Origin of the sequence: Microcoleus sp. D2_18a_B4, assembly GCF_036702475.1 — a bacterium.
Lineage (GTDB): Bacteria > Cyanobacteriota > Cyanobacteriia > Cyanobacteriales > Microcoleaceae > Microcoleus.
On the sequence record NZ_JAUBTL010000017.1, the window covers coordinates 63059 to 82787 of the forward strand.

General features: G+C 43.4%; 17 protein-coding genes. 9 read left to right on the forward strand and 8 right to left on the reverse strand.

Going from position 1 to position 19729, the window contains the following annotated elements:
* The coding region (locus QUB04_RS12680; protein ID WP_333284647.1) for a WD40 domain-containing protein at positions 1 to 2024 on the reverse strand (2024 nt) is incomplete at its 3' end.
* 315 nt (positions 2025 to 2339) lie between these two features.
* Between QUB04_RS12680 and QUB04_RS12685 the strand changes: the two genes are divergently transcribed.
* The 7 genes from QUB04_RS12685 (at position 2340) to QUB04_RS12715 (ending at position 8993) form a co-directional block, all read left to right on the forward strand.
* Positions 2340 to 2759: a GIY-YIG nuclease family protein gene (locus QUB04_RS12685; RefSeq protein WP_333284649.1), complete on the forward strand. Its 420-nt coding sequence runs from the start codon at positions 2340 to 2342 to the stop codon at positions 2757 to 2759.
* 5 nt (positions 2760 to 2764) lie between these two features.
* The gene (locus QUB04_RS12690; RefSeq protein WP_006631417.1) at positions 2765 to 2971 is read left to right on the forward strand and encodes a hypothetical protein; all 207 of its coding nucleotides are present in this window, start codon (positions 2765 to 2767) and stop codon (positions 2969 to 2971) included.
* Positions 2972 to 3161: 190 nt separating this feature from the next.
* The gene (locus tag QUB04_RS12695; RefSeq protein WP_333284651.1) at positions 3162 to 3806 is read left to right on the forward strand and encodes a peptidase M15; all 645 of its coding nucleotides are present in this window, start codon (positions 3162 to 3164) and stop codon (positions 3804 to 3806) included.
* A gap of 605 nt (positions 3807 to 4411) precedes the next feature.
* Positions 4412 to 5836, forward strand: a complete 1425-nt coding sequence (locus QUB04_RS12700) for an aspartate ammonia-lyase (RefSeq protein ID WP_333284720.1) — start codon at positions 4412 to 4414, stop codon at positions 5834 to 5836.
* 173 nt (positions 5837 to 6009) lie between these two features.
* Positions 6010 to 6336, forward strand: coding sequence for a hypothetical protein (locus QUB04_RS12705; RefSeq protein ID WP_333284653.1), 327 nt, complete (start codon positions 6010 to 6012; stop codon positions 6334 to 6336).
* A gap of 125 nt (positions 6337 to 6461) precedes the next feature.
* Entirely contained in the window at positions 6462 to 7421 is a 960-nt protein-coding gene (locus QUB04_RS12710) for a DUF362 domain-containing protein (RefSeq protein WP_333284655.1), read from the forward strand.
* A 633-nt stretch (positions 7422 to 8054) separates the two neighbouring features.
* The gene (locus tag QUB04_RS12715; protein ID WP_333284657.1) at positions 8055 to 8993 is read left to right on the forward strand and encodes a class I SAM-dependent methyltransferase; all 939 of its coding nucleotides are present in this window, start codon (positions 8055 to 8057) and stop codon (positions 8991 to 8993) included.
* A 610-nt stretch (positions 8994 to 9603) separates the two neighbouring features.
* Here the strand turns inward: QUB04_RS12715 and QUB04_RS12720 are convergent.
* The 5 genes from QUB04_RS12720 to QUB04_RS12740 form a co-directional block, all read right to left on the reverse strand.
* Entirely contained in the window at positions 9604 to 10449 is an 846-nt protein-coding gene (locus QUB04_RS12720) for a WecB/TagA/CpsF family glycosyltransferase (RefSeq protein ID WP_333284660.1), read from the reverse strand.
* Between the two features lie 78 nt (positions 10450 to 10527).
* Positions 10528 to 11610 carry an NAD-dependent epimerase/dehydratase family protein gene (locus tag QUB04_RS12725; RefSeq protein ID WP_333150197.1) on the reverse strand — a complete coding sequence of 361 codons (1083 nt, stop codon included), beginning with the start codon at positions 11608 to 11610 and terminating at the stop codon, positions 10528 to 10530.
* A 59-nt stretch (positions 11611 to 11669) separates the two neighbouring features.
* A complete protein-coding gene (locus tag QUB04_RS12730) occupies positions 11670 to 12899 on the reverse strand; it encodes a glycosyltransferase (RefSeq protein WP_333284662.1) in 1230 nt (409 codons plus the stop codon).
* Between the two features lie 99 nt (positions 12900 to 12998).
* A complete protein-coding gene (locus QUB04_RS12735; RefSeq protein ID WP_333284664.1) occupies positions 12999 to 14159 on the reverse strand; it encodes a glycosyltransferase family 4 protein in 1161 nt (386 codons plus the stop codon).
* 1 nt (position 14160) lies between these two features.
* Positions 14161 to 15069, reverse strand: coding sequence for a glycosyltransferase family 2 protein (locus QUB04_RS12740; protein WP_333284666.1), 909 nt, complete (start codon positions 15067 to 15069; stop codon positions 14161 to 14163).
* 443 nt (positions 15070 to 15512) lie between these two features.
* Between QUB04_RS12740 and QUB04_RS12745 the strand changes: the two genes are divergently transcribed.
* A complete protein-coding gene (locus tag QUB04_RS12745; protein WP_333284668.1) occupies positions 15513 to 16406 on the forward strand; it encodes a glycosyltransferase family 2 protein in 894 nt (297 codons plus the stop codon).
* A 13-nt stretch (positions 16407 to 16419) separates the two neighbouring features.
* A complete protein-coding gene (locus QUB04_RS12750; protein ID WP_333057259.1) occupies positions 16420 to 17121 on the forward strand; it encodes a CatB-related O-acetyltransferase in 702 nt (233 codons plus the stop codon).
* A gap of 39 nt (positions 17122 to 17160) precedes the next feature.
* Here the strand turns inward: QUB04_RS12750 and QUB04_RS12755 are convergent, their stop codons facing one another.
* Both QUB04_RS12755 and QUB04_RS12760 read right to left on the reverse strand, forming a co-directional pair.
* Positions 17161 to 18192, reverse strand: a complete 1032-nt coding sequence (locus tag QUB04_RS12755) for a hypothetical protein (RefSeq protein ID WP_333284670.1) — start codon at positions 18190 to 18192, stop codon at positions 17161 to 17163.
* Between the two features lie 161 nt (positions 18193 to 18353).
* Positions 18354 to 19691, reverse strand: coding sequence for a flippase (locus tag QUB04_RS12760; RefSeq protein WP_333284672.1), 1338 nt, complete (start codon positions 19689 to 19691; stop codon positions 18354 to 18356).
* Positions 19692 to 19729 lie beyond the last annotated feature (38 nt).

The following is a 19729-nucleotide window of genomic DNA, read 5'->3' on the forward strand; positions in this document are numbered from 1 at the left end:
GAATGCCCTGTGAGAGTGCGAATTTGCTGTCCGGTTTTCAGATTCCAAAGCTTGATAGTGTTGTCTCCACTACCACTCGCAATAATTTGTCCATCCGGGCTGATGACCACGGAAAAAACAGACTCTGAATGCCCTGTGAGAGTGCGAATTTGCTGTCCGGTTTTCAGATTCCAAAGCTTGATAGTGTTGTCTCCACTACCACTAGCAATAATTTGTCCATCCGGGCTGATGACAACGGAAAAAACCGACTGTGAATGCCCTATGAGAGTGCGAATTTCCTGTCTGGTTTTCAAATTCCAAACCTTGATAGTATTGTCATAACTACCACTAACCAGAGTATTTCCATCCGGGCTGATAGCGACAGACCAAACCGAGTATGAATGCCCTATGAGAGTGCGAATTTCCTGCCCTTTTTTCAGATTCCACAGTTTGATAATATTGTCTTGACTGCCACTAGCAAGAGTTTCTCCGTCTGGACTAAAAGCAAGAGACCGAATTAAAAATGAGTGACCTTTGAGAGTGCTAATTTTTTGTCCATTTTCCAGATTCCACAGCTTAATTTGTTGGTCAGAACTTCCACTAGCTAAAATTGTTCCATTAGGGTTAATGGCAACGCAATAAACCGCACCTGAATGCCCTGAAAAAATACGAATCAGTTCTCCTGTATGGAGATTCCAAAGTTGGCTACAATTTCCACTGCTGTCACTAACAAAAGTGTTGCCATCTGGACTAATAACTACGGAGGTAACAGGTGAAAAACATACGCCATTAAGAGTTTTTACACATTTGAAGGAGTGAGCTTTTCTAATGATTTGTTCTTCTCTTGGTTGTTGGCGTTGGGCTTCAGCTTTGACCGCTTTTTCTATTTGTTGTTGGGGTTTTGCTTTAGCTTTGGCAGTCTCTTGAGATTGACGTTCAGCCTCTACTTGCTCAATCAGCTTTTTCAACTCCTGTTCATATTGTTCTCGATGCCGCCGCTGAATATCCTGAAGAATATCAAAATAAGGTTTCACCCATTCTTCTGCCAACCCATCTTCAGCCAATTCATCCTTTAAATTAAACAACTGAGGTTCATAGCCAGGGTCAATATTGAGATAATACAAATCGGCTAAAAATCCCGCCAGTAACTTGTGAATCGCCACAATCAACTGCCGAATCATGCGGAGGGCTTTTTTCTCACTTATCCCAGATGCTAAAAGTGCATCTTTTGCCTCTTCCCAGTCAAAAACTTTGGTAGAAAACAGGGAGACTTCCTGATTGTTCAGGAATCCCCAAAACCCGACGCGAAAAGTTACCGCATAGTCGCTGATATCGCTATATAAAATAGTAGTAGGAACCGGAGATAAAATTCGCTGCAAGCGTTCCACATCAATATCACCTATCGACTCAGTGAAATAGTCGCTATAAAACTTAACGGGGCGTAAGACATCCTGTTGAGGATAATGCTGTCTGAGAAAATCTCCCACACTTCTCATCTCAATTGGCAAATCTTCACAGAAGGTTTCCGGGCATTGCTTGCTAATTTTGGGCGGTGATAGTAAGATTAAGAGGCGATGTTGCTGCTCAAGTAAAATCTGCTTAGTTTCCTCTCGATTCAACTTAGAAAACCAAGTATCTTTATCCCAAATTGTTTGAATTTCAGCCAGCTTGACCTGAATATCCTTGGCTTGCAATTCCCGCATCAAATCCCGTTGCAAGGCGCCCAGCTTCCGTCTGTCTCGCTGTTCCTGTTCCTGCAACTCAAGGCGGCGTGCTGTTTGTGCTACTGTCAGCTTTAACAATTCGTTATCTCTGGCATCTTTCGCTTTCGCGTATTCGAGCATTTCCTGGGAATAACGCTGTTTTACTGGCTCTATCTCAGTCGAATCAGAGGATATCTGATTGGGAGCGGGAATCAGAAATTCTACCCATTGTTGAGCTTTATTGCCGAGGGTTTCTCCTAGTTTGTGACCGATATGGCTGGCGATGACTGACAGCACTCCCGATATTAAGGGACCGAGAGCGAGGATTGCTTTTGGGAACATAAATGTGGGTGAGGATGCGGTTATTAATAGTGTAGCAGGAGGTTAGGAGGTATAATTCGGATGGTTGCCAGATATTCTGCACTTGTTGCTTTTTAGATTTAATTTAATCATTGAGACTCGTGGACGCAGAAACCAGGTTTTTTACGGAAATAACCTTACATTTTTTACCGGCAGGTAAAATTCGATCGCTCGCCCCTTTCCCATATCCTAGAAAAACACAGGCACGGCCAAGGCTCAAATCAGCTCGGGATCGATCGCCTTCTCTGTGCGATCGCGCAGGAAACCATCCCTAGTTGATGATGGTTGTAACAGAATTTGTGGGATTATGATTTCTGTGCAATTAGCCTTCTTGCCTTCATGCCAACGAATGATTCTGACCTACAAATCCAAGCACGAAGAATTCTAGACGCGATTGCTTTCATTCCTTTTGAGCAATGTCAACCCTTGACCCGTGGGTTTGAGAGCATTCCTGCGCGTCCTGGCATTTATGCAATCAGGCACAGAACTGATGGATTGCTCTACATCGGTAAAACCAAGAGCTTACGAGGTCGCTTCAGTGGTGGGCACAAAGCTTTTTTGTGGGCATGGCTCGATAAATATAGCGATGAAGACATACGGATTGCAGTACAGACAATTTCTCACTGGCAGAAGCCTGCGTTACTATTGGAGCTAGAAGCCATCATTCTAAGAGCTACTGAACCCCCTTACAACGTCCAAATTCCAACTGAGATGTAAATGCCATGCAAGCCAAACTTCAAGAGCAACTTTCCCTCGCTGATGCCGAAGTTATTTTAGGACGTTTTCCTGAACGAATTCGTGCTGCCCTAATTGCTCGTGCTGCTGAAATTGAATATCCAATCGAAGCAGTCATTGAGATGGCGATCGCTAGTTTCCTTGACACAGAGGCATTAGGTTTTGCAGATTGCAAACCAGGACGCGGACAATAACAGCGTCAAGTGGCGATCGCCCCGGTCTAACAACCCGGCTGGAGCGGACTAACGAAAGATATTGGCGGTGATGCAAAAGTTATTTCTAGCCACTCAACCGGAACGTTGCTTTGGGCTGCAACAATGCTTCTAAATTATCTGCCAGTGTTTAACATTAAGCTATTTACCTCTAATTGCTGGAGTTCAATCTATGAGAAAGCCACAAACTGTTAAAGCTTTGGAAGAGCTAGGACGGGTTCAACTCTCTAAGAGTTTTTTCATGCGTGAGTTTCTTTATTCAGAAATCTCTCAAATTGAAGATATCCCTAACATTCCTAGCGATCCTGACTTGGCGATCGCAGCCGGAAAGAATTTGTGTGAGAGAGTGCTTGAACCAATTCAAGATGCGCTTGGTCGGATTAGTATCCGCTCAGCCTATCGTTCTTGTGCGGTGAACGCCAAAGGAGCAGAGAATAAAAATCAGTACAACTGTGCCAGTAATGAGGCCAACTATGCAGAACATATCTGGGACGTAAAAGATTCAGAGGGGTATATGGGAGCAACAGTATGTATTATTGTTACATCATTCATCCCTTACTATGAACGCACTCAAGATTGGACAGCCTTGGCATGGTGGATACATGACCACATTGATGCTTATGCAGCAATGACCTTTTTCCCAAACTATGCAGCGTTCAACATTAGGTGGAGCGAGAATCCTAACGTTTCAAAAACCATTTCTAGCTACGTAAGAAACCCGCACACTGGTAAGAATAGCGGGTATCTGACAAAGGAGGGGATGGATAATTTCTTAGGTTTGCATGAGCAGTTTTACCAAGAATTTATCGATCGCTGACTAACCATCGCCTTGAACCTCAATAGTATAACTGTAGCCCTGTTCAGTGAGCCATTAAAATCGTCGGTTTTTCCGGGATGGCTGCGGTGGGAACAATGCTGGATATAGCCTTTACTGAAGCCGGAAAAATCGCAGAGGCACTTAAAGCCGATTATCAAAATATTTAGCGGGTGTTTGAAAGTTTTTGCTGGTTTGTTCGTGGGAGTTTAACACTATGAGTGAAATGGATTTACTTGTATGATTATACCTGACTCGCCTTGTGTGCGTGCGATCGCCCTTGCCGATCGACTAATTTTAGCTTTTGCAAACTGTCAATCGATTTTAGATTTTAGATTTTAGATTGAAGCCTCAGATGTGGGATAATTTTGTACGATCGGGACTTACGCATTACTGTAAACTTGCCGGCGCGCGCCCAAAAGTAAGATCGCCCGTCAGCCGTGTTACCAAAAAAATTGCCAGTCCAGGACGCACAAAAACCTTCAGAAACCGGGTTTCTTGACAAAAAACTACGCTTTAAAACAGATTCCCCGACAAGAAACCCGGTTTCTGACCAACTGTGCGTAAGTTCTGTTTCCACAATTCCTAATTATCACAAACCAGACGATATGACTCAAAAGCCAACCGCAACCTACCGCACAGAAAGCGACTCGATGGGAGACAAACAAATCCCATCTAATGTCTACTACGGCATCCAAACCCTGCGCGCAGTTGAAAATTTCCCAATCAGCGGCATTAAGCCTTTATCAACATACGTTGATGCTTGTGTTTTAATTAAAAAAGCAACGGCGATCGCCAATGGCGAACTCGGCTGCATTCCCCAAGACATCAGTCAAGCCATTGTCCAAGCAGCAGATGAAATCCTAGCTGGCAAATTGCGCGATCAATTTGTAGTTGATGTCTACCAAGCCGGCGCCGGAACTTCTCACCACATGAATGTTAATGAAGTTCTTTCAAATCGCGCTTTGGAAATTATGGGCGATGAAAAAGGTAATTACAAGCGCGTTAGTCCTAACGATCATGTAAACTACGGTCAATCGACAAATGATGTGATTCCGACGGCGATTCGGATCGGCGGATTGTTGGCGTTAGAAAAAACTCTGTTTCCGGCTTTGTCGGAGGCCGTAGTTGCCCTTGAAAACAAAGCAGAAGAATTCAAAAATATTGTTAAATCCGGCCGCACTCACCTACAAGATGCTGTGCCGGTTCGACTCGGCGATACCTTCGGCGCTTGGGCGCAAATTCTGAAAGAACATACCTTGAGAATTGACAGGGCATCCGATGATTTGACATCCCTGGGATTGGGGGGAAGTGCTGCCGGAACAGGCTTAAATACTCACCCTGAATACTGTCAAAAAGTTGCTGAAATTCTCTCAGAATTAATCGATCACCCCCTGAAACCAGCAAGGCATTTAATGGCTGCGATGCAGAGTATGGCACCGTTTGTAAATGTCTCCGGTGCACTGCGAAATCTCGCTCAGGATTGCGTTAAAATGTCCCACGACTTGCGTTTGATGGACTCCGGGCCGAAAACGGGTTTGAAAGAAATTCAACTGCCTCCTGTGCAACCTGGCTCGTCCATTATGCCGGGAAAATACAATCCTGTGATGGCAGAAATGACATCGATGGTGTGTTTTCAAGTTATGGGTTACGATAGCGCGATCGCCCTTGCCGCCCAAGCGGGACAATTAGAATTGAACGTGATGATGCCCCTGATCGCCTACAATCTCATTCACAGCATCGAAATTTTGGGCAATACCATCAGCGCCCTGAGCACCAAATGCCTCGAAAAAATAGAAGCTAAGGGCGATCGGTGTCTCGCCTACGCAGAAGGCAGTCTCGCCCTCGTTACCGCCCTCAACACTCACATCGGCTATCTCAACGCCGCCGCCGTCGCCAAAGAATCTCTAGAAACCGGCAAATCTTTGCGGCAAATTGTGCTAGAAAGGGGTTTAATGAGTGCAGAAGACTTGGCAAAAGTTCTAGATTTAGAGAAAATGAGTGCGATGCCAACATCTTCTGCTAACGTATAGGATCTCGCAGGAATCAGCTAGAAACTAGAAGGCTGAACTCGATTTAATTCTGCCTTCTGCCTTCTGAGTTCTGCCCGATCGCTGTCACAGGTGAAAGTTAAACAATTCAGAATTCATTTTTTTACATTTAATTCTGAATTTTTTTTATAGTCTAAAGTTGGGGAGCAAGATTTATGCGCGCAGGTTCTTTTGCCAAATTAACTCAAGATAAAGAGAACACAACTCAAGTGACATTTCATTATGTGGAAGGTCAGGCTGAAACTTTCACTCTTCCGATACCGGCACAAGAATTCCAAGAGGAAGTGCTGCATTTATTAAATCAACCTTGGTTGACTTTCCATTTAGCCGATCAAACGGTTTTTATCTGCACAGCCAGGGTGGTAAAAGTAGAAGTAAAACCTGCTATCCCTGAACTGCAAGGTCAAGGAATATTCTCTAACTCGCTGCGAGTTAGTACGATGCAGCGGGCGGCAGTTGGTAGATTGCCAACGAATAGTTAGGGTTCATTTGTATTGAGATTATTCTTGGTAACGCAGGCGCAGATCACCCTGCTTATGGTTTTATGTGCCTGTGTTACACTGAGATTATTCCCGATCGATAACCAATTACAAATTAATTCATAATTATGTCTGCTGTTAGTTTAATTCAGGCCAATTCCTACGATCGCCCAATCTTGCAAACATCTTTAGAAAGTTTGCTCGCACCCTTGGGCGGAATCTCGGCTTTTGTCAAATCGGGCGATCGGGTTTTACTCAAACCCAATCTCCTTACCGGTTCTCGCCCTACAAAAGAATGCGTCACCCGCCCGGAATTGGTTTACTGTGTGGCTAAAATGGTCATTGAAGCGGGAGGAAAACCATTTTTAGGCGATAGTCCAGCTTTTGGCAGCGCGATGGGTGTAGCCAAAGCCAACGGTTATTTGCCGCTGTTGCAAGAACTGAATTTGCCAGTAGTTGAGTTTCAAGGAAAACGCTACGAAACTGTCAGCGAAGATTTCAATCATCTGCGAATTTGCAAAGAAGCAATGGAAGCGGATGTAGTGATTAATTTGCCCAAACTCAAATCTCACGTTCAATTAACCGTGACAATGGGCGTGAAAAATTTGTTCGGCTGCGTCCCCGGTAAAATGAAGGCTTGGTGGCACATGGAAGCTGGCAAAGATAGCGCCCGATTCGGTGAAATGCTAGTAGAAACGGCCAGGGCAATTAACCCAAATTTGACGATTTTGGATGGCATTATCGGCCACGAAGGTAACGGGCCAAGCGGCGGCGAACCTAAGTTTTTGGGAATTTTGGGCGCCTCTGATGATGTGTTTGCTTTGGACAGAACTTTAGTTGAAATTATTAATGCTGATCCGGCGGCGGTTCCCACTGTAGCTGCAGCGATGAGATTGGGACTTTGCTCTAATTTAGAGGCGATTGATTTTCCGCTTTTGCAGCCGGAAAATCTCAAGGTTTTGGATTGGAAGTTGCCGGAAAATATGATGCCAATTGACTTTGGTATGCCACGGGTGATTAAGTCTACTTTCAGGCATTTTTATATCCGGTTTATCAAAGAACGGATCGGGGCTTACGCCGATCGATAGGAGACCTTCGCGACCTACACATAAAAATCAGTGCTTGTCAATCACCTCTTGTGCTGAAGATTAAAGAAAAGTTTGGTTTCCCAACTCAACTGGGAGCTAAATTTTTACTTCAAGGAACAATAGCGAACGCAACATTTGCGTCCACCGATATATATGAAATCGCAAATTTTATACTTCGCTTTTGCAACAAAATCAGCAATATTATTTAGGCACAAAGGTGATAAAGCTTTTATTTATATCGATCGCAGCCGACATCGCTACCCAGTTTTATAACTTAATTTATACTTTAATTATTGCTGAATTCCTAAATATAGGAAAACTTACTCACAGCCCGATCGCGGAATGTGTAGTTTTTTATCACACGTGACAAAGCAAGTTAAATGCGTTAGCTTAAAGTTCGATGTAAGCTGAAAACCACGCCGCAGCAATCCTGTTTCTGAAACCTAATAATTTTGGGGCAGTCATCCGCTGTATTTCAGATTCGGCAATTGTCACTGGCACATAATTTATTTCCGGATTTGAAATCCAACATCAGTGGTTATTAGTACATCAAGTACCTAAATAATGAAAACTAAAATGCCAAGTCAAAATTGCTTAAGTCCTACCGTCGTCTGTCCGATATCGGGACAGAGTATGAAACCGTGGCTATTGATACCCGGTGATTGGCGCAGACCTGCAAACAAAGAATCCTTTCAATTGTACTGGTGCGAAAAGTCACAACTTGGATGCATTCATCCTTTACCCGAAGTCAACAAAATCGCCAGTTTCTACGAGATTGACGACTACTATACTCATCATACAGACTCTACAGGTCCCGAGTCTTCCTCTTCTATTTCCTTCTTGGATAAATTACGCACGCATCTAGCTTGGCGTTTCGATCGCGGAGTAGATGTCACGAGTCAATGGTGGAAGCAACAGTTCGGGACTGCTTCCTGCTCGATATTAGAAATCGGTTGCGCCAACGGGTACCTGCTGCAAGAACTGCAAGCAGATGGTCACAAAGTCTGGGGCGTAGAACCCGATCGACAAGCTTTGGTTTTGGCCGAGCAGCGAGGTCTTGATGTATTTTATGGTACTGCTGAATCTTTGCCCCCGGAAGTCACGTCTACACAGTACGACATGATTGTGATGAACCACGTACTCGAACATACCAGAGATCCTTTACTTGCACTCCGCAATGCCATGCAGTTGCTCGTGGATGGCGGCAAATTGGTAATGGAAGTACCAAATAACTCTTGTATTGGGCTGAAGTCATCAGGGATTGCATGGATGCATCTAGATGTACCAAGGCATTTGTATTTCTTCACACCGCAGAGCTTCCGCGCTATCTGTGAAAAAGCGGGATTTGAGATAATTTCTACTGAGTTTAATGGCTACTATCGCCAATTTGCCAACAGTTGGATCGATGATGAAAGAAAAATTTTGAGTGTGTTCGATTCAATGGAATCCCCTCGGATGGTAAAGCCCAAAGAAAACAGTAAGGCCCAAGCTTGGAATCTACTGCTGAAAACAATTTTTGCGGCTGATGAAAACAAGTACGATTCGATCCGGATTGTAGCCCAAAAGCCATAGCAAGAGCGAGGTAAGGGCAATAAACTTTTGGTTTTGTATCCAGTTTGGTTACACAGTCACAATACTTTTGCGCTCCCCTGCGATAATCCCCAAGGCCAGGAGTGCGCTCAAACCAAATGCGACTATTGACCCAGCAATCCACCTGACTCGATCGAGACTGACGCAGAAACTTTGTATGTAATGTGTGCAGTCGGCAGCTTACCACATAGATAATGTAAAAATTGTTTTCTGGCGTAATATCGTTTCCGGTGGCATCGGAATAATATATTCGGATCATGTCAGTGGGAGCTTAATATCTCGCTACCCAAATCGCGAGCTCTTAAGCTCCCACTATAATTCCGATGCCACCGGATTTGATATCAGTTTTCTTGAATATGCGATCGTAGTTGCACCTCAAAAAGATTAGTTATATCATTTCCGGTTATACTCATATATGATGTTGACTGTTGACTGTTGACTGTTGACTGTTGACGGCGTGAACGCCGTGAACGCCGTGAACGCCGTGAAGTCGAATTTACTATTCCGATGCTAACGGATTTGATATTACGATGTGTTTGCTTTTTAAATTTTTTCTTGTGAGCACCGATAATTCACAAGAAACTTTTAAATTTCAACCATATAATACTTCTTCTACAGGTGGCGTGGCGTCTGTGGGGTCGAACTGTTTGATTTTCAAAGCTTGTAGCAAAAACAGCCAGATATAAAGCGGATTCAAAAAAACATACCGCTGCCAAAGGCGCCGAGGTTCCTTCATCATCCGAAACAGCCATTCCAAACCTATTTTAGATAAAAAGTCAGGAGATTTAGCCAAATTACCCGCATGAAAATCGTAAGCAGCACCTACAGCAATCAACGGCATTGATAAGTCGTCCCGGTATTCGTAAGCCCAGACTTCTTGCCGGGGACACCCCAAACCGACAAAAGTAATTGCTGCACCGCTGTTGCGAATTTGCTGTGCAATTTCTTGTTTCTCTTCGGGCGAAACGTGCCTAAATTTAGAAGGCTGAGATCCAGCAATAATTAACTTGGGAAAACGCTGGCAGAGATTGCGAGATAAAGCTTCCAGTACAGAAGCTTGAGAGCCGTACAAATAGATAGGTAATCCCTCTTCTGCCGCACGTTCGCAAATTTGTAACATCGCATTCGGCCCGCAAACTCGATCGGGCAATTCCGTATGGTAGAGCAAATTTAACGCCCACCTGACCGGCTGTCCGTCTGGCAATACTAAGTCAATGTGATTAATCCGATAACGATGAGTGCTGTCGAGAACCCCAGTCATTACCCCGTGAACCGCGAGAGCAGAAACTGACATTGGTTTTCCAGCGCTGGCTGCCGCAATAATTTTGCTAACAGCCGCTTCATAATTAACCGCATTTACTAATATGCCCAGTACATTCTTTTTCCCTTTATCAATCATGGAGCACCTCTTTAAGTCAACGCTCGCGGTTACACTCATAAATCTCCCCTAAGATTTGTTTAACCTTGTATTCTTCAATCGTTTACCGAAATTCCCAGCACATTCTTTTTGCCCGGCTCACTCATTGGCATCCTCTTTCAGCCAACGCTCGCGGTTACATTCATAAATCTCCTGTAAGATTTGTTTAACGTTATATTTCATTTTCCAGTTGGGATAGTGACTGGAAAATTTTGAATTGTCGCTAATCCACCAAATGTGATCGCCAATGCGATTCCCTTCAGCATAAGTCCAATTAAACTTGCGTTCTGCAATGGCCTCGCACATCTGGATAGCTTCTAACATCGAACAATTGCTGTACCTGCCTCCTCCTGTATTATAAACTTGGGCGCTTTTGGGAGCTTTATAAAATTCATAAAATGCCGAAATTAAATCAGCGCTATGAATGTTATCGCGAACTTGCTTGCCTTTGTAGCCAAACACGGTGTAAGGAGTTCCCGTGACAGCACACTTCATCAAGTAGGCGAGAAAGCCGTGCAATTGAGCTCCTGAGTGATTTGGCCCCGTCAAACAGCCGCCACGAAAACAAGCGGTGTTCATATCAAAATATCGACCGTATTCTTGGACTAAAACGTCAGCAGCTACCTTAGAAGCACCAAACAAACTGTGCAGGCACTGATCGATTGACATATCTTCCCGAATGCCGGTTTCGTAAGTATGGCCGGGTGCAATTTCCCACCTGTGTTCTAATTCAATTAAAGGCAAACTGTTAGGCGTATCGCCGTATACTTTATTGGTAGAAGTGAAAATGAAAACCGCTTTAGGACAGTACAAGCGAGTTACTTCTAGAAGATTGAGAGTGCCGTTGGCATTGACGGTAAAGTCTATTTTCGGAGCACGGGAAGCCCAATCATGGCTGGGCTGCGCTGCTGTGTGAATTACTAATTCGATCGACTCGCCGTACCGCTGAAAGATATTGGTAATCGCTTCATAGTCGCGAATGTCCACATCTAAGTGATAATACTTGGTACCCAAAGACTTTTCGAGCAGTTGGCGGTTCCAGTTTGTAGAACCATCAGCACCAAAAAAGAACTGGCGCATATTATTGTCGATGCCAACTATATCTAAGCCTTGTTTGGCAAAGAACTTACACGCCTCAGAGCCTATTAAACCTGCCGAGCCAGTAATGATTGCAACGCCCACGTTTCACCGCCTGAAAAAATATAGTTTTCTTTGTTTGGTCCGATCGAACAAATCAGAAGTTATCCTAATTTTCCGTCGAATACATCTTCGCACAATTGGGCAAAGAATTTACCTTTGATATTCCAATCATAGATTTCCCTGACGCGCTTTTGACCCGATCGACCCAAGCGATCTCGCAATTCACGATCCTTGGCTAAACACACTATAGCTTCTGCTAGACCTTGCACAGCGTGCTCAGGTTCAGTAGCAGTCACTTTAATCCCCGTTTGATCCGTCACTTGAGTAGCCGGTCCCCCCAAATCCAAACAAATCGTCGGACGGCCAACCCCCATCATTTCCGTGCAAACAAAACCACCAGAGTCATGCAAACTCGGATGGAGGAGAACGTGAGACTCCCCCATTCTAGAAAGAGTTTCAGCGCGAGATAAAGTTCCCCAAAAAAATACTTTATTTGCCAGTCCCAATTCTGTTGCCAAAGCTTCCAAACGCTGCCTTTCCGGGCCGTCTCCCACAATCCAATATTCCGATTGTTCCAGCTTCGCCTCCGCAAATGCACGGAGTCCCAAGTGCACCCCTTTCCAGTGTAAGAGACGACCGACACTGATGAATCTAATTGGTTGCTCCGGCGGGGTAGGAAATTGCTCTAGTTCTTGAATTTCCTGCTGCGACAAACCGACTTGTGAGAAAATCTTCACGTTTTTTGCTTTGAGAAATCGCAGTCTGGCTGCGGTTTCTTCCGTAGTTGCCAGCGCCACGGCACTGCGGCGCGCCGTCAGACCCACAAACGGATCGCGTTCTCCTATGCTTTGAGCCAATGCCCGCAGCGTTTCGTAAATTTTGCCCCGGCGGCTAAAATCTTGCCAAAAAGGCTTTGGTGCTGCTTCTGCACCCCCCACAGGCCCCCAAATAAAAGGATGTGGCAACAGCGCCAGGAAACTTGGAGACCAATGTTTGACATAAGTTACGTGATGTACTATGTCAAAACCAATTTCGCGATCGAGCTTCCGAGCGATAAAATAAGCCCAGATTTGCCACAGATAGTAGTGAAGTTGCAGCAATCCTTGTTTCCCCTTCCAATCTTCGCTCCACCCAAACGGATCGAAATAAACAAAGTGCAGGTTGGGCACTGGGTTCCGCTCTAGTTCTGCTTCAATGTACGATCGACAAAAAGTGCGAGTAAATACCCAACTTTCGTGATGTTTAGCAGATTGGATAACAGTATTCCATCCTACTCCCTCTTCGGAGCCGAGATTAGGTTCGCAAGCAAACGCAGATAATAAAACTTTCATGGCTAAGTGGTAATTGCTAATTGATAATTGCTAAATTTTCCCTCTTTCCTCTTCCATCCCTCCGTTAAATCCTTTAAAAAATCCGTTGCCGAACTTGCTTCACCTATTCTCCATCAAAAAAGATGTAACTTCGACGTAAGCTTTAGCTGCTGTTTCTGGCGTTTTTTGAGAAATTATCTGTCGTGAACGCTCTCCCATCGACTCAATCAAATCAGGCTCATCTAGAAAAGCTTGCAGTTTCTCCGCTAACTCTTGAGCACTGCTAGGATCAAAAATATAACCGTTCTCGCCTGACATAATTAACTCACAGGAAGCTGCACCATTTGAACACAACACTGGTTTCCCGAACACCATCGCTTCCGGTACAACCATACCCCAGACATCCTCAAAAGTAGGAAACACAAAAATATCAGCTTGCTGAAAATAAGCACCTAAATTTCCATATTCTACCCATCCCGCCCACGTTACTTGCTCTTCAAAATCGCACTCTTTAATAAATATTTCCAGTTCTTCCCGCTGATCTCCTTTGCCAATAATCAACAGCGAATAATCAACATAACCTTGATTTTTAAGAATAGCGCAAGCTTCTAAAAGCGTTTTAATTCCCTTTCTTGCGGTGATGCGCCCTACATACAGAAAAATCGGGCGTTTCAACTGCAAGTTGGGGGGCTGAGTTTGATCTAATCGTTTCAGCAAAGCTCCCGCATCAGGTACGAGATAGGTTCGGGTAAAAATTTTATCCTCCGGTACGTTTAGAACTTCCATCAGATATTTTTTACCCGCATTGCTATTGGCAACAAAAGCATCGGCAAACCGCACAAGGATGCGGCGCACAAATGTCCTAACACTGGAATCTCGAAAGTCTGTATTTGGGGAACTACCATCGTAAATGATCGCAACTTTCCACCTCAGTAGCGGTTTTAAAAACGCAACAATTACAGTCCACAAAGAGAAAGCTTGGGGAAAGACCACATGAGGTCTAAATTTTAGCAAATAGCCGATAATACTAGGCGATACTACAATGAATCCGCGATCGTATCCTGTTTCTATCTTTTCCGTCTCGACAAATTTAGTCTCCCCTACCAACTGAATTGCCGATGCTCCCGGCAGGGTCGGATCGAACCCAGACCAAACACGACCAGTATAAAATACAGTATTCTTAAAAATTTTTGTAAATTCCCTCAAAACAGGCTGCCAGTAAGCTCCCAGTTCCACTTCCGGGACAAGCCAAGCAATGCGGAGTTCATTTCTATCAACCATCCTATTCACCTTGAGTTTTGTTTTTAGTCAATCCCAGTTTACTCAACACTGACAGCAAAACTAACCTGCGATAAGGTAGCAGCCAATAAATTGGCCACAACCAGCCACCATGTCGCTGAGTAAATACTTTCCACTCTTGAGCCGGTTGCAGGGTAGTATCTTTGAATGATAAACCTTTCGGTTTGCTCATTTTATCTAATCCTTCGCTTAAATTCTCAGCAGCCGTTTTAGTCACTTGGGGGTTGAGAGCACAAGTGCCTAAATAGCCAGGAGCAATCCAAACTGTACATCCTTTCTGCCTGGCTCGTAAACCATAATCCCAATCGCCAATATAATGGACAAAAGCCGGGTCGAGGTTGCCGACCCTTTGCACAACACTGCGGGGAATTAATACGCAGTTGCCGTGCATAGTATCGCACATCTGAGGCTCTGTTGTTGGTTCTAGGATACCATATCGGAAGGGGTGCAAAGGGTTATTTCGCACAAGACCGCCGTATGTTGTTTTACCCGTTTCGGGGTCGCAGGTCGAACCGCCAACGATGGCTTTGGTTTCCCCTTTTTCTGATAATTTTTGAGTGGTTTCTAGCAATACACTTACGGTGTCTCGATAAATAAGAGTGTCATCATTTAACCATAGGTAGTGGTCAGGATCATCTTTCATTGCTTCGCTGAAAGCCCCACGCATTCCCCCGTTCCAAAATAAGTTCCCATCGCCGGAAAAAATCTTGACTTGAGGATAGATTTGACGGACTGCATCGGTGGTACCGTCGGTGCTGGCATCATCGACTATATAGGCACAAATATCTACATTGGCTGGAAGTGCCTGGTTAAAAAGTGCCTCTAAGCAAGCTAATGTTTTCTCTTTGCGGTTGAAGCAAGTTAAAAGGGCGGCGATCTTAGTACGGTTCATTATTCCCAATTTTGCTGCTTTTAACGATAGGTAAGGCTAAAAGTAACAGTGTTTTATTTTACCACTGGCTCGGCGGTTGCAACCGTCGCTACAAAAATGAAATTAGGGCTTACGCAGTCGCTCCCCCCCCTTTCACAATGGGGCTTTAAGAGTTCCCCACTTGGGCAACGGGGAGGGGGTATCAAGGTTTTAGAGTTTAAGAGCGGCAGTCCTAGAAGTCTGTCTGGGTAAACTATTGCTGTATTATAGTTGACCCGCGAACTTTTTGGTGATAAATTGGAATTGAGAACTTAAGTTAACAAGCGAAGCCGGCCAGCTTCCTAGCACATTCATAATATTGATGAGTTCTACTAAGCAAAAATATTTATACTCATAGGAGTTGAACAGTTTAAATGCCACATTATCATACAAAAACTCCCATTGTTTTTGTGGTTTTCAATCGAGTGGATACTACTGAAAAAGTCTTCGAGGCGATTCGACAAGTTAAACCCCCTAAGCTGTTAGTAATTGCTGACGGCCCTCGTGCCCACAAACCTGGGGAAGCTGAAAAGTGCGCCGCTGTACGTGCAATTATCGATCTGGTCGATTGGGACTGTGAAGTTCTGAAAAATTATTCAGAGATTAATTTAGGTTGCAGGGATCGCATTTCTAGCGGTTTCGACTGGGTATTTAATACCGTAGAAGAAGCAATTATACTCGAAGATGACTGTTTGCCCCACCCGAACTTCTTCCCTTTTTGTGAGCAGTTATTAGAGCATTATCGAGATGACAAACGGATTATGTCAATCGCTGGCGTAAATTTACAATTTGGGAGAAAAAGAACAGAAGACAGTTACTATTTTTCCCGTTTTAGTAACTGTTGGGGATGGGCGACTTGGCGCAGAGCATGGCAATACTATGATGTTGACATGAAGTTATGGCCTCAACTTCGGGAAGCAGGTTTTCTCGAAAATTTATTAGCTAATCCTCAATCTGTAAAAGTTTGGGATAGTGCTTTTCAAGTTTCCTATGATGGAACTGTCAACAATTGGTTTTTTAGATGGCTTTTTACTTGTTGGGTTCAAAATGGACTTGCTATTATTCCAGAAAACAATTTAATTTCTAATATTGGATTTGGCAGTCAAGCCACCCATACTTCAGGAGAAGATAGTATATACAGTAATATGCCAACGGAAGCAATGACCTTTCCTTTAAGGCATCCCAACCACGCGATCCGAAATTTTGTAGCGGATCAATTCACTCAAGATACATTTTATGATTATCATCCCCCATTAATCAGGCGCATCAAGAAAAAATTAAATAAGCTATGTGGGAACACAATATTTAACCTTCACTAAGTAATTAGTAACCATGTCTAAAATCTCAACATTTCTCAGTTCTCTACTCAAAAATCCAATCACTGAATATCTGCGATTTTTAGTCAATTGGTGGAAAAACAAGTTTAAATATAATAATTTTTATCAAGACTATATGGCTTTGGTTACAAATTCAACTATCAGTCACAATGTTAGTGTGTCTAGTCGTGTAGCCATAGAAGGTTCTGTCATTGGTTCTTACACTTATGTGCGCGATAATACGCGAATTTTCAATGGTGTTGTCGGCAATTTTTGTTCGATAGGGCCAAACTGCATCATTCGCTTAGGCGTACATCCTGTGGGAAATTTTGTTTCCAGCCATCCGATATTTTATTCGCCAAAGATGCTAGTAGGGACAACCTTTGTAGACCAAAAATATTTTGAGGAAGAGGAAAAAACTGTCCATATCGGCAATGATGTTTGGATTGGCTCAAATGTTATTGTTGTAGATGGTGTAACTATTGGTGATGGAGCCATTATCGCAGCCGGAGCCGTTGTCACAAAAGATGTGCCACCTTATGCTATATATGGAGGAATTCCGGCAAAACTTATTCGCTATAGGTTTGATGAACAAAAGATTGATTTTCTGCTGAAGTTTAAGTGGTGGGACAATGATGAAAAATGGTTGAGAAAAAATGTCAAAGATTTTCACAACATTGACAAATTTATCCATATTTATAACACGGAAAATAGTTGAATGCTAGCGGGTTCGGTATTATCTCTAATGAGCCCGAGGTTATATAACATCAGCAGTCATCTGGGATTTAAACTTAGACCAATTCAGAACCATCACAGCCGCTATGAATGCCAGTGTATCATTGCTAGTCTGATATGGCAAAAATCTATAGCGAAAACTAGCCATTCTCGGGTCACGTTCTTGGTATAAAATATCTTGGGCAAAGTTCCCCCAACGCTCATCTATCAAATCAATTGTCATACCAGCATGAGCCGAAGGTAGCAACATATTAGAGCCGTGAAGACCAATTACTAAGCGGCTTTGTGAATAAAGACCGCATATTTCCTTTTCAACTTTTTCATTAAAACTATCCACTCTGTAATCTTCAATCCATTCTGGAAACTTAGTTTTTGTCCCCAAACCAGCTACGGCAAATTTTGCTTCTGGTACTTGCAACCTGATATTCTCAAATAACTGCTGAATTTTTAAATTTTGCAATCGCAGTGACATTGCTTTTTGATCGATTTTTCTAAGCACTCGAAACAGCAAACGGTTAACTAATAAACGATCTTCGCGCCAAATAAAAGTAATTTTTATTTCTTTGTTCTCAAAGTTATGTTTGGGAACTCTAGTAAAGCGCGTGATGTCGAACTGACTGGGATGAGAATGAGCTTCGCTGACATAAATTTCATCAAAGCGTTTAGTTTCTTCTTCAACAAACTCGGCGAAGCTGGGATAGTAAGTTTGACCATTTTTTAAAGAAATAGGTACTGTCCAGATTTCTGCCACTTCATCAGGAACCATCCACCTTAAGAACTTAGGAACTATCACAACTAACCCGTGGTCAGAGTTGCATTCTAAATGCCTTTGTGCATTGAGCAACTTGAGCAGAGAGTGACCATAAAGATGATCGATACAGTTTAAGATAATTACCCGATTGCAGGGTTTAAAAATTTCTTTTACAATCTCAAGTTTTTCCGGTTGAGGATTTTGGAGTGAATTAAGTAATGGTTGGCCTAACCATTCCTTCTTGTAAGCATCGGCTGCAAAAATTTCTCCTTTTATTAAATTAACTTGGATGTAGTTTTTCACTCCATGACCTACTCTCAAATCGTCGATTATCTCGCTGCCACATCCCTCGCACTTAGAGTCTAGAACAATGTGGATACCGTGCCACACAACATTTTGGGGATTAAGTTCTGTTCCACAATAGGGGCAATTCGATCGCTGTTCGATTTTCGGTTTAATTTGAATCACTTTACTAATCCTCTGATTCTACAAGCTGCCTTGTATAAGTTAAGGGAGCGCCAGATGAAATTGCCAAAAGGCCGCAATTCCTTAATCAAGAAATTGACTAATATAATCACGTAAAAATAAGTTATCAGAGTAGCCGCCGTTGCTCCAAAAGCTCCATACTTAGGAATCAGCAAAAAGTTCAACCCTACATTTAAAATAGATCCGACTACAGTCAAGTAAAGACCGTAGCGCAACTGACCTTCTATGTTCAAATATGTACTCCGTGCTACTCCAAAGTTACTGCCAAATTGCGCCCAAACATAGAGAGCCAGTACCGCTGCTGACTTCGCATATTTTTCCCCGTAAAGTAGATGCACTATCCAGGGAGAAAGTAATGATATCGGTATGGCAACTCCCAACCAGAAAAATATCATAATATCCGAGTAAATTTGAAATTTATTTAGATATTCTTCATAATTTGTCTTTCTCAAATTCGCTAATTTGGGGAAAATAGAGCTGGATATGATCATCGGCAAGAAATCGCAGATTTCCGAAATTTTAACAGCTGCAGCATAATAGCCCAGTTCTGCATTTTTATTCATCGCACCGAGCATTATCTGATCGGTTTTTGAGTACAGATAAACTGCCAATCCCGACAAAATTATCGGCCAACTCTCAGATAGCAGTTCCTTACACCGTTCCCAACTGAAGTGCCAATCCTTAATTTTATTGCCCGTAAGCTTATAAAAATATACATAAGCGATTCCTACCAATGCGACCTCTGTCAATCGAACCCAGGCGAAGGCAAGCAGGGGAGCTTTAATTGTCACTAACCCAATTCTGACAGCAGCAACTAAAAAACATACTGAATTTTTAGCCAACACTGTATATTTTGACTGGATTTGGGACTGAAACCAAAAATTGATTGCTTCAAAAGCATTAAAGATAGTTCCCGCAGCGATGATACCTACCAGCCACCGAGTCAGAGTGTCGTTGGGCTTGAGTAGCCCAATCACCGTGACACTTAACAACAAAGTGATGCAGCCACCAGTAAATTGCATTCCGAAGGCAGTTCCCAGGGTCTCATTTTTGCATTCTGGGTCGCGAGCGATATTCCTCACTACCAGAGTACCCAACCCCATCGTTGCCACCGAACTAAACAGCGACACAAAGGCGATCGCGTAGTTGAGCAATCCAAATTGTGTCGGACCCAGATAGCGAGCCACCCAAAGGCCGACAAACAGACCTAGACCCATCTGCAAGATTTGGTCAGTGAACAGCCAAGCTATGTTGCTGAGTACCTGGCGCAGATTAGGGCCGAGCCTTTTACTGACCGCAGTTAACTTATCTAGCATCAGAATATTTTAAATCTTTACAAAACACAAACGCAGTT

Excerpts from the sequence above, each read along its gene's own strand:
- QUB04_RS12690 (WP_006631417.1), top strand. The coding sequence starts at position 2,765 with ATGCAAGCCAAACTTCAAGAGCAACTTTCCCTCGCTGATGCCGAAGTT.
- QUB04_RS12695 (WP_333284651.1), top strand. The coding sequence starts at position 3,162 with ATGAGAAAGCCACAAACTGTTAAAGCTTTGGAAGAGCTAGGACGGGTT.
- QUB04_RS12700 (WP_333284720.1), top strand. The coding sequence starts at position 4,412 with ATGACTCAAAAGCCAACCGCAACCTACCGCACAGAAAGCGACTCGATG.
- QUB04_RS12705 (WP_333284653.1), top strand. The coding sequence starts at position 6,010 with ATGCGCGCAGGTTCTTTTGCCAAATTAACTCAAGATAAAGAGAACACA.
- QUB04_RS12710 (WP_333284655.1), top strand. The coding sequence starts at position 6,462 with ATGTCTGCTGTTAGTTTAATTCAGGCCAATTCCTACGATCGCCCAATC.
- QUB04_RS12715 (WP_333284657.1), top strand. The coding sequence starts at position 8,055 with ATGAAACCGTGGCTATTGATACCCGGTGATTGGCGCAGACCTGCAAAC.
- QUB04_RS12720 (WP_333284660.1), bottom strand. The coding sequence starts at position 10,449 with ATGAGTGTAACCGCGAGCGTTGACTTAAAGAGGTGCTCCATGATTGAT.
- QUB04_RS12730 (WP_333284662.1), bottom strand. The coding sequence starts at position 12,899 with ATGAAAGTTTTATTATCTGCGTTTGCTTGCGAACCTAATCTCGGCTCC.
- QUB04_RS12735 (WP_333284664.1), bottom strand. The coding sequence starts at position 14,159 with ATGGTTGATAGAAATGAACTCCGCATTGCTTGGCTTGTCCCGGAAGTG.
- QUB04_RS12740 (WP_333284666.1), bottom strand. The coding sequence starts at position 15,069 with ATGAACCGTACTAAGATCGCCGCCCTTTTAACTTGCTTCAACCGCAAA.
- QUB04_RS12750 (WP_333057259.1), top strand. The coding sequence starts at position 16,420 with ATGTCTAAAATCTCAACATTTCTCAGTTCTCTACTCAAAAATCCAATC.
- QUB04_RS12760 (WP_333284672.1), bottom strand. The coding sequence starts at position 19,691 with ATGCTAGATAAGTTAACTGCGGTCAGTAAAAGGCTCGGCCCTAATCTG.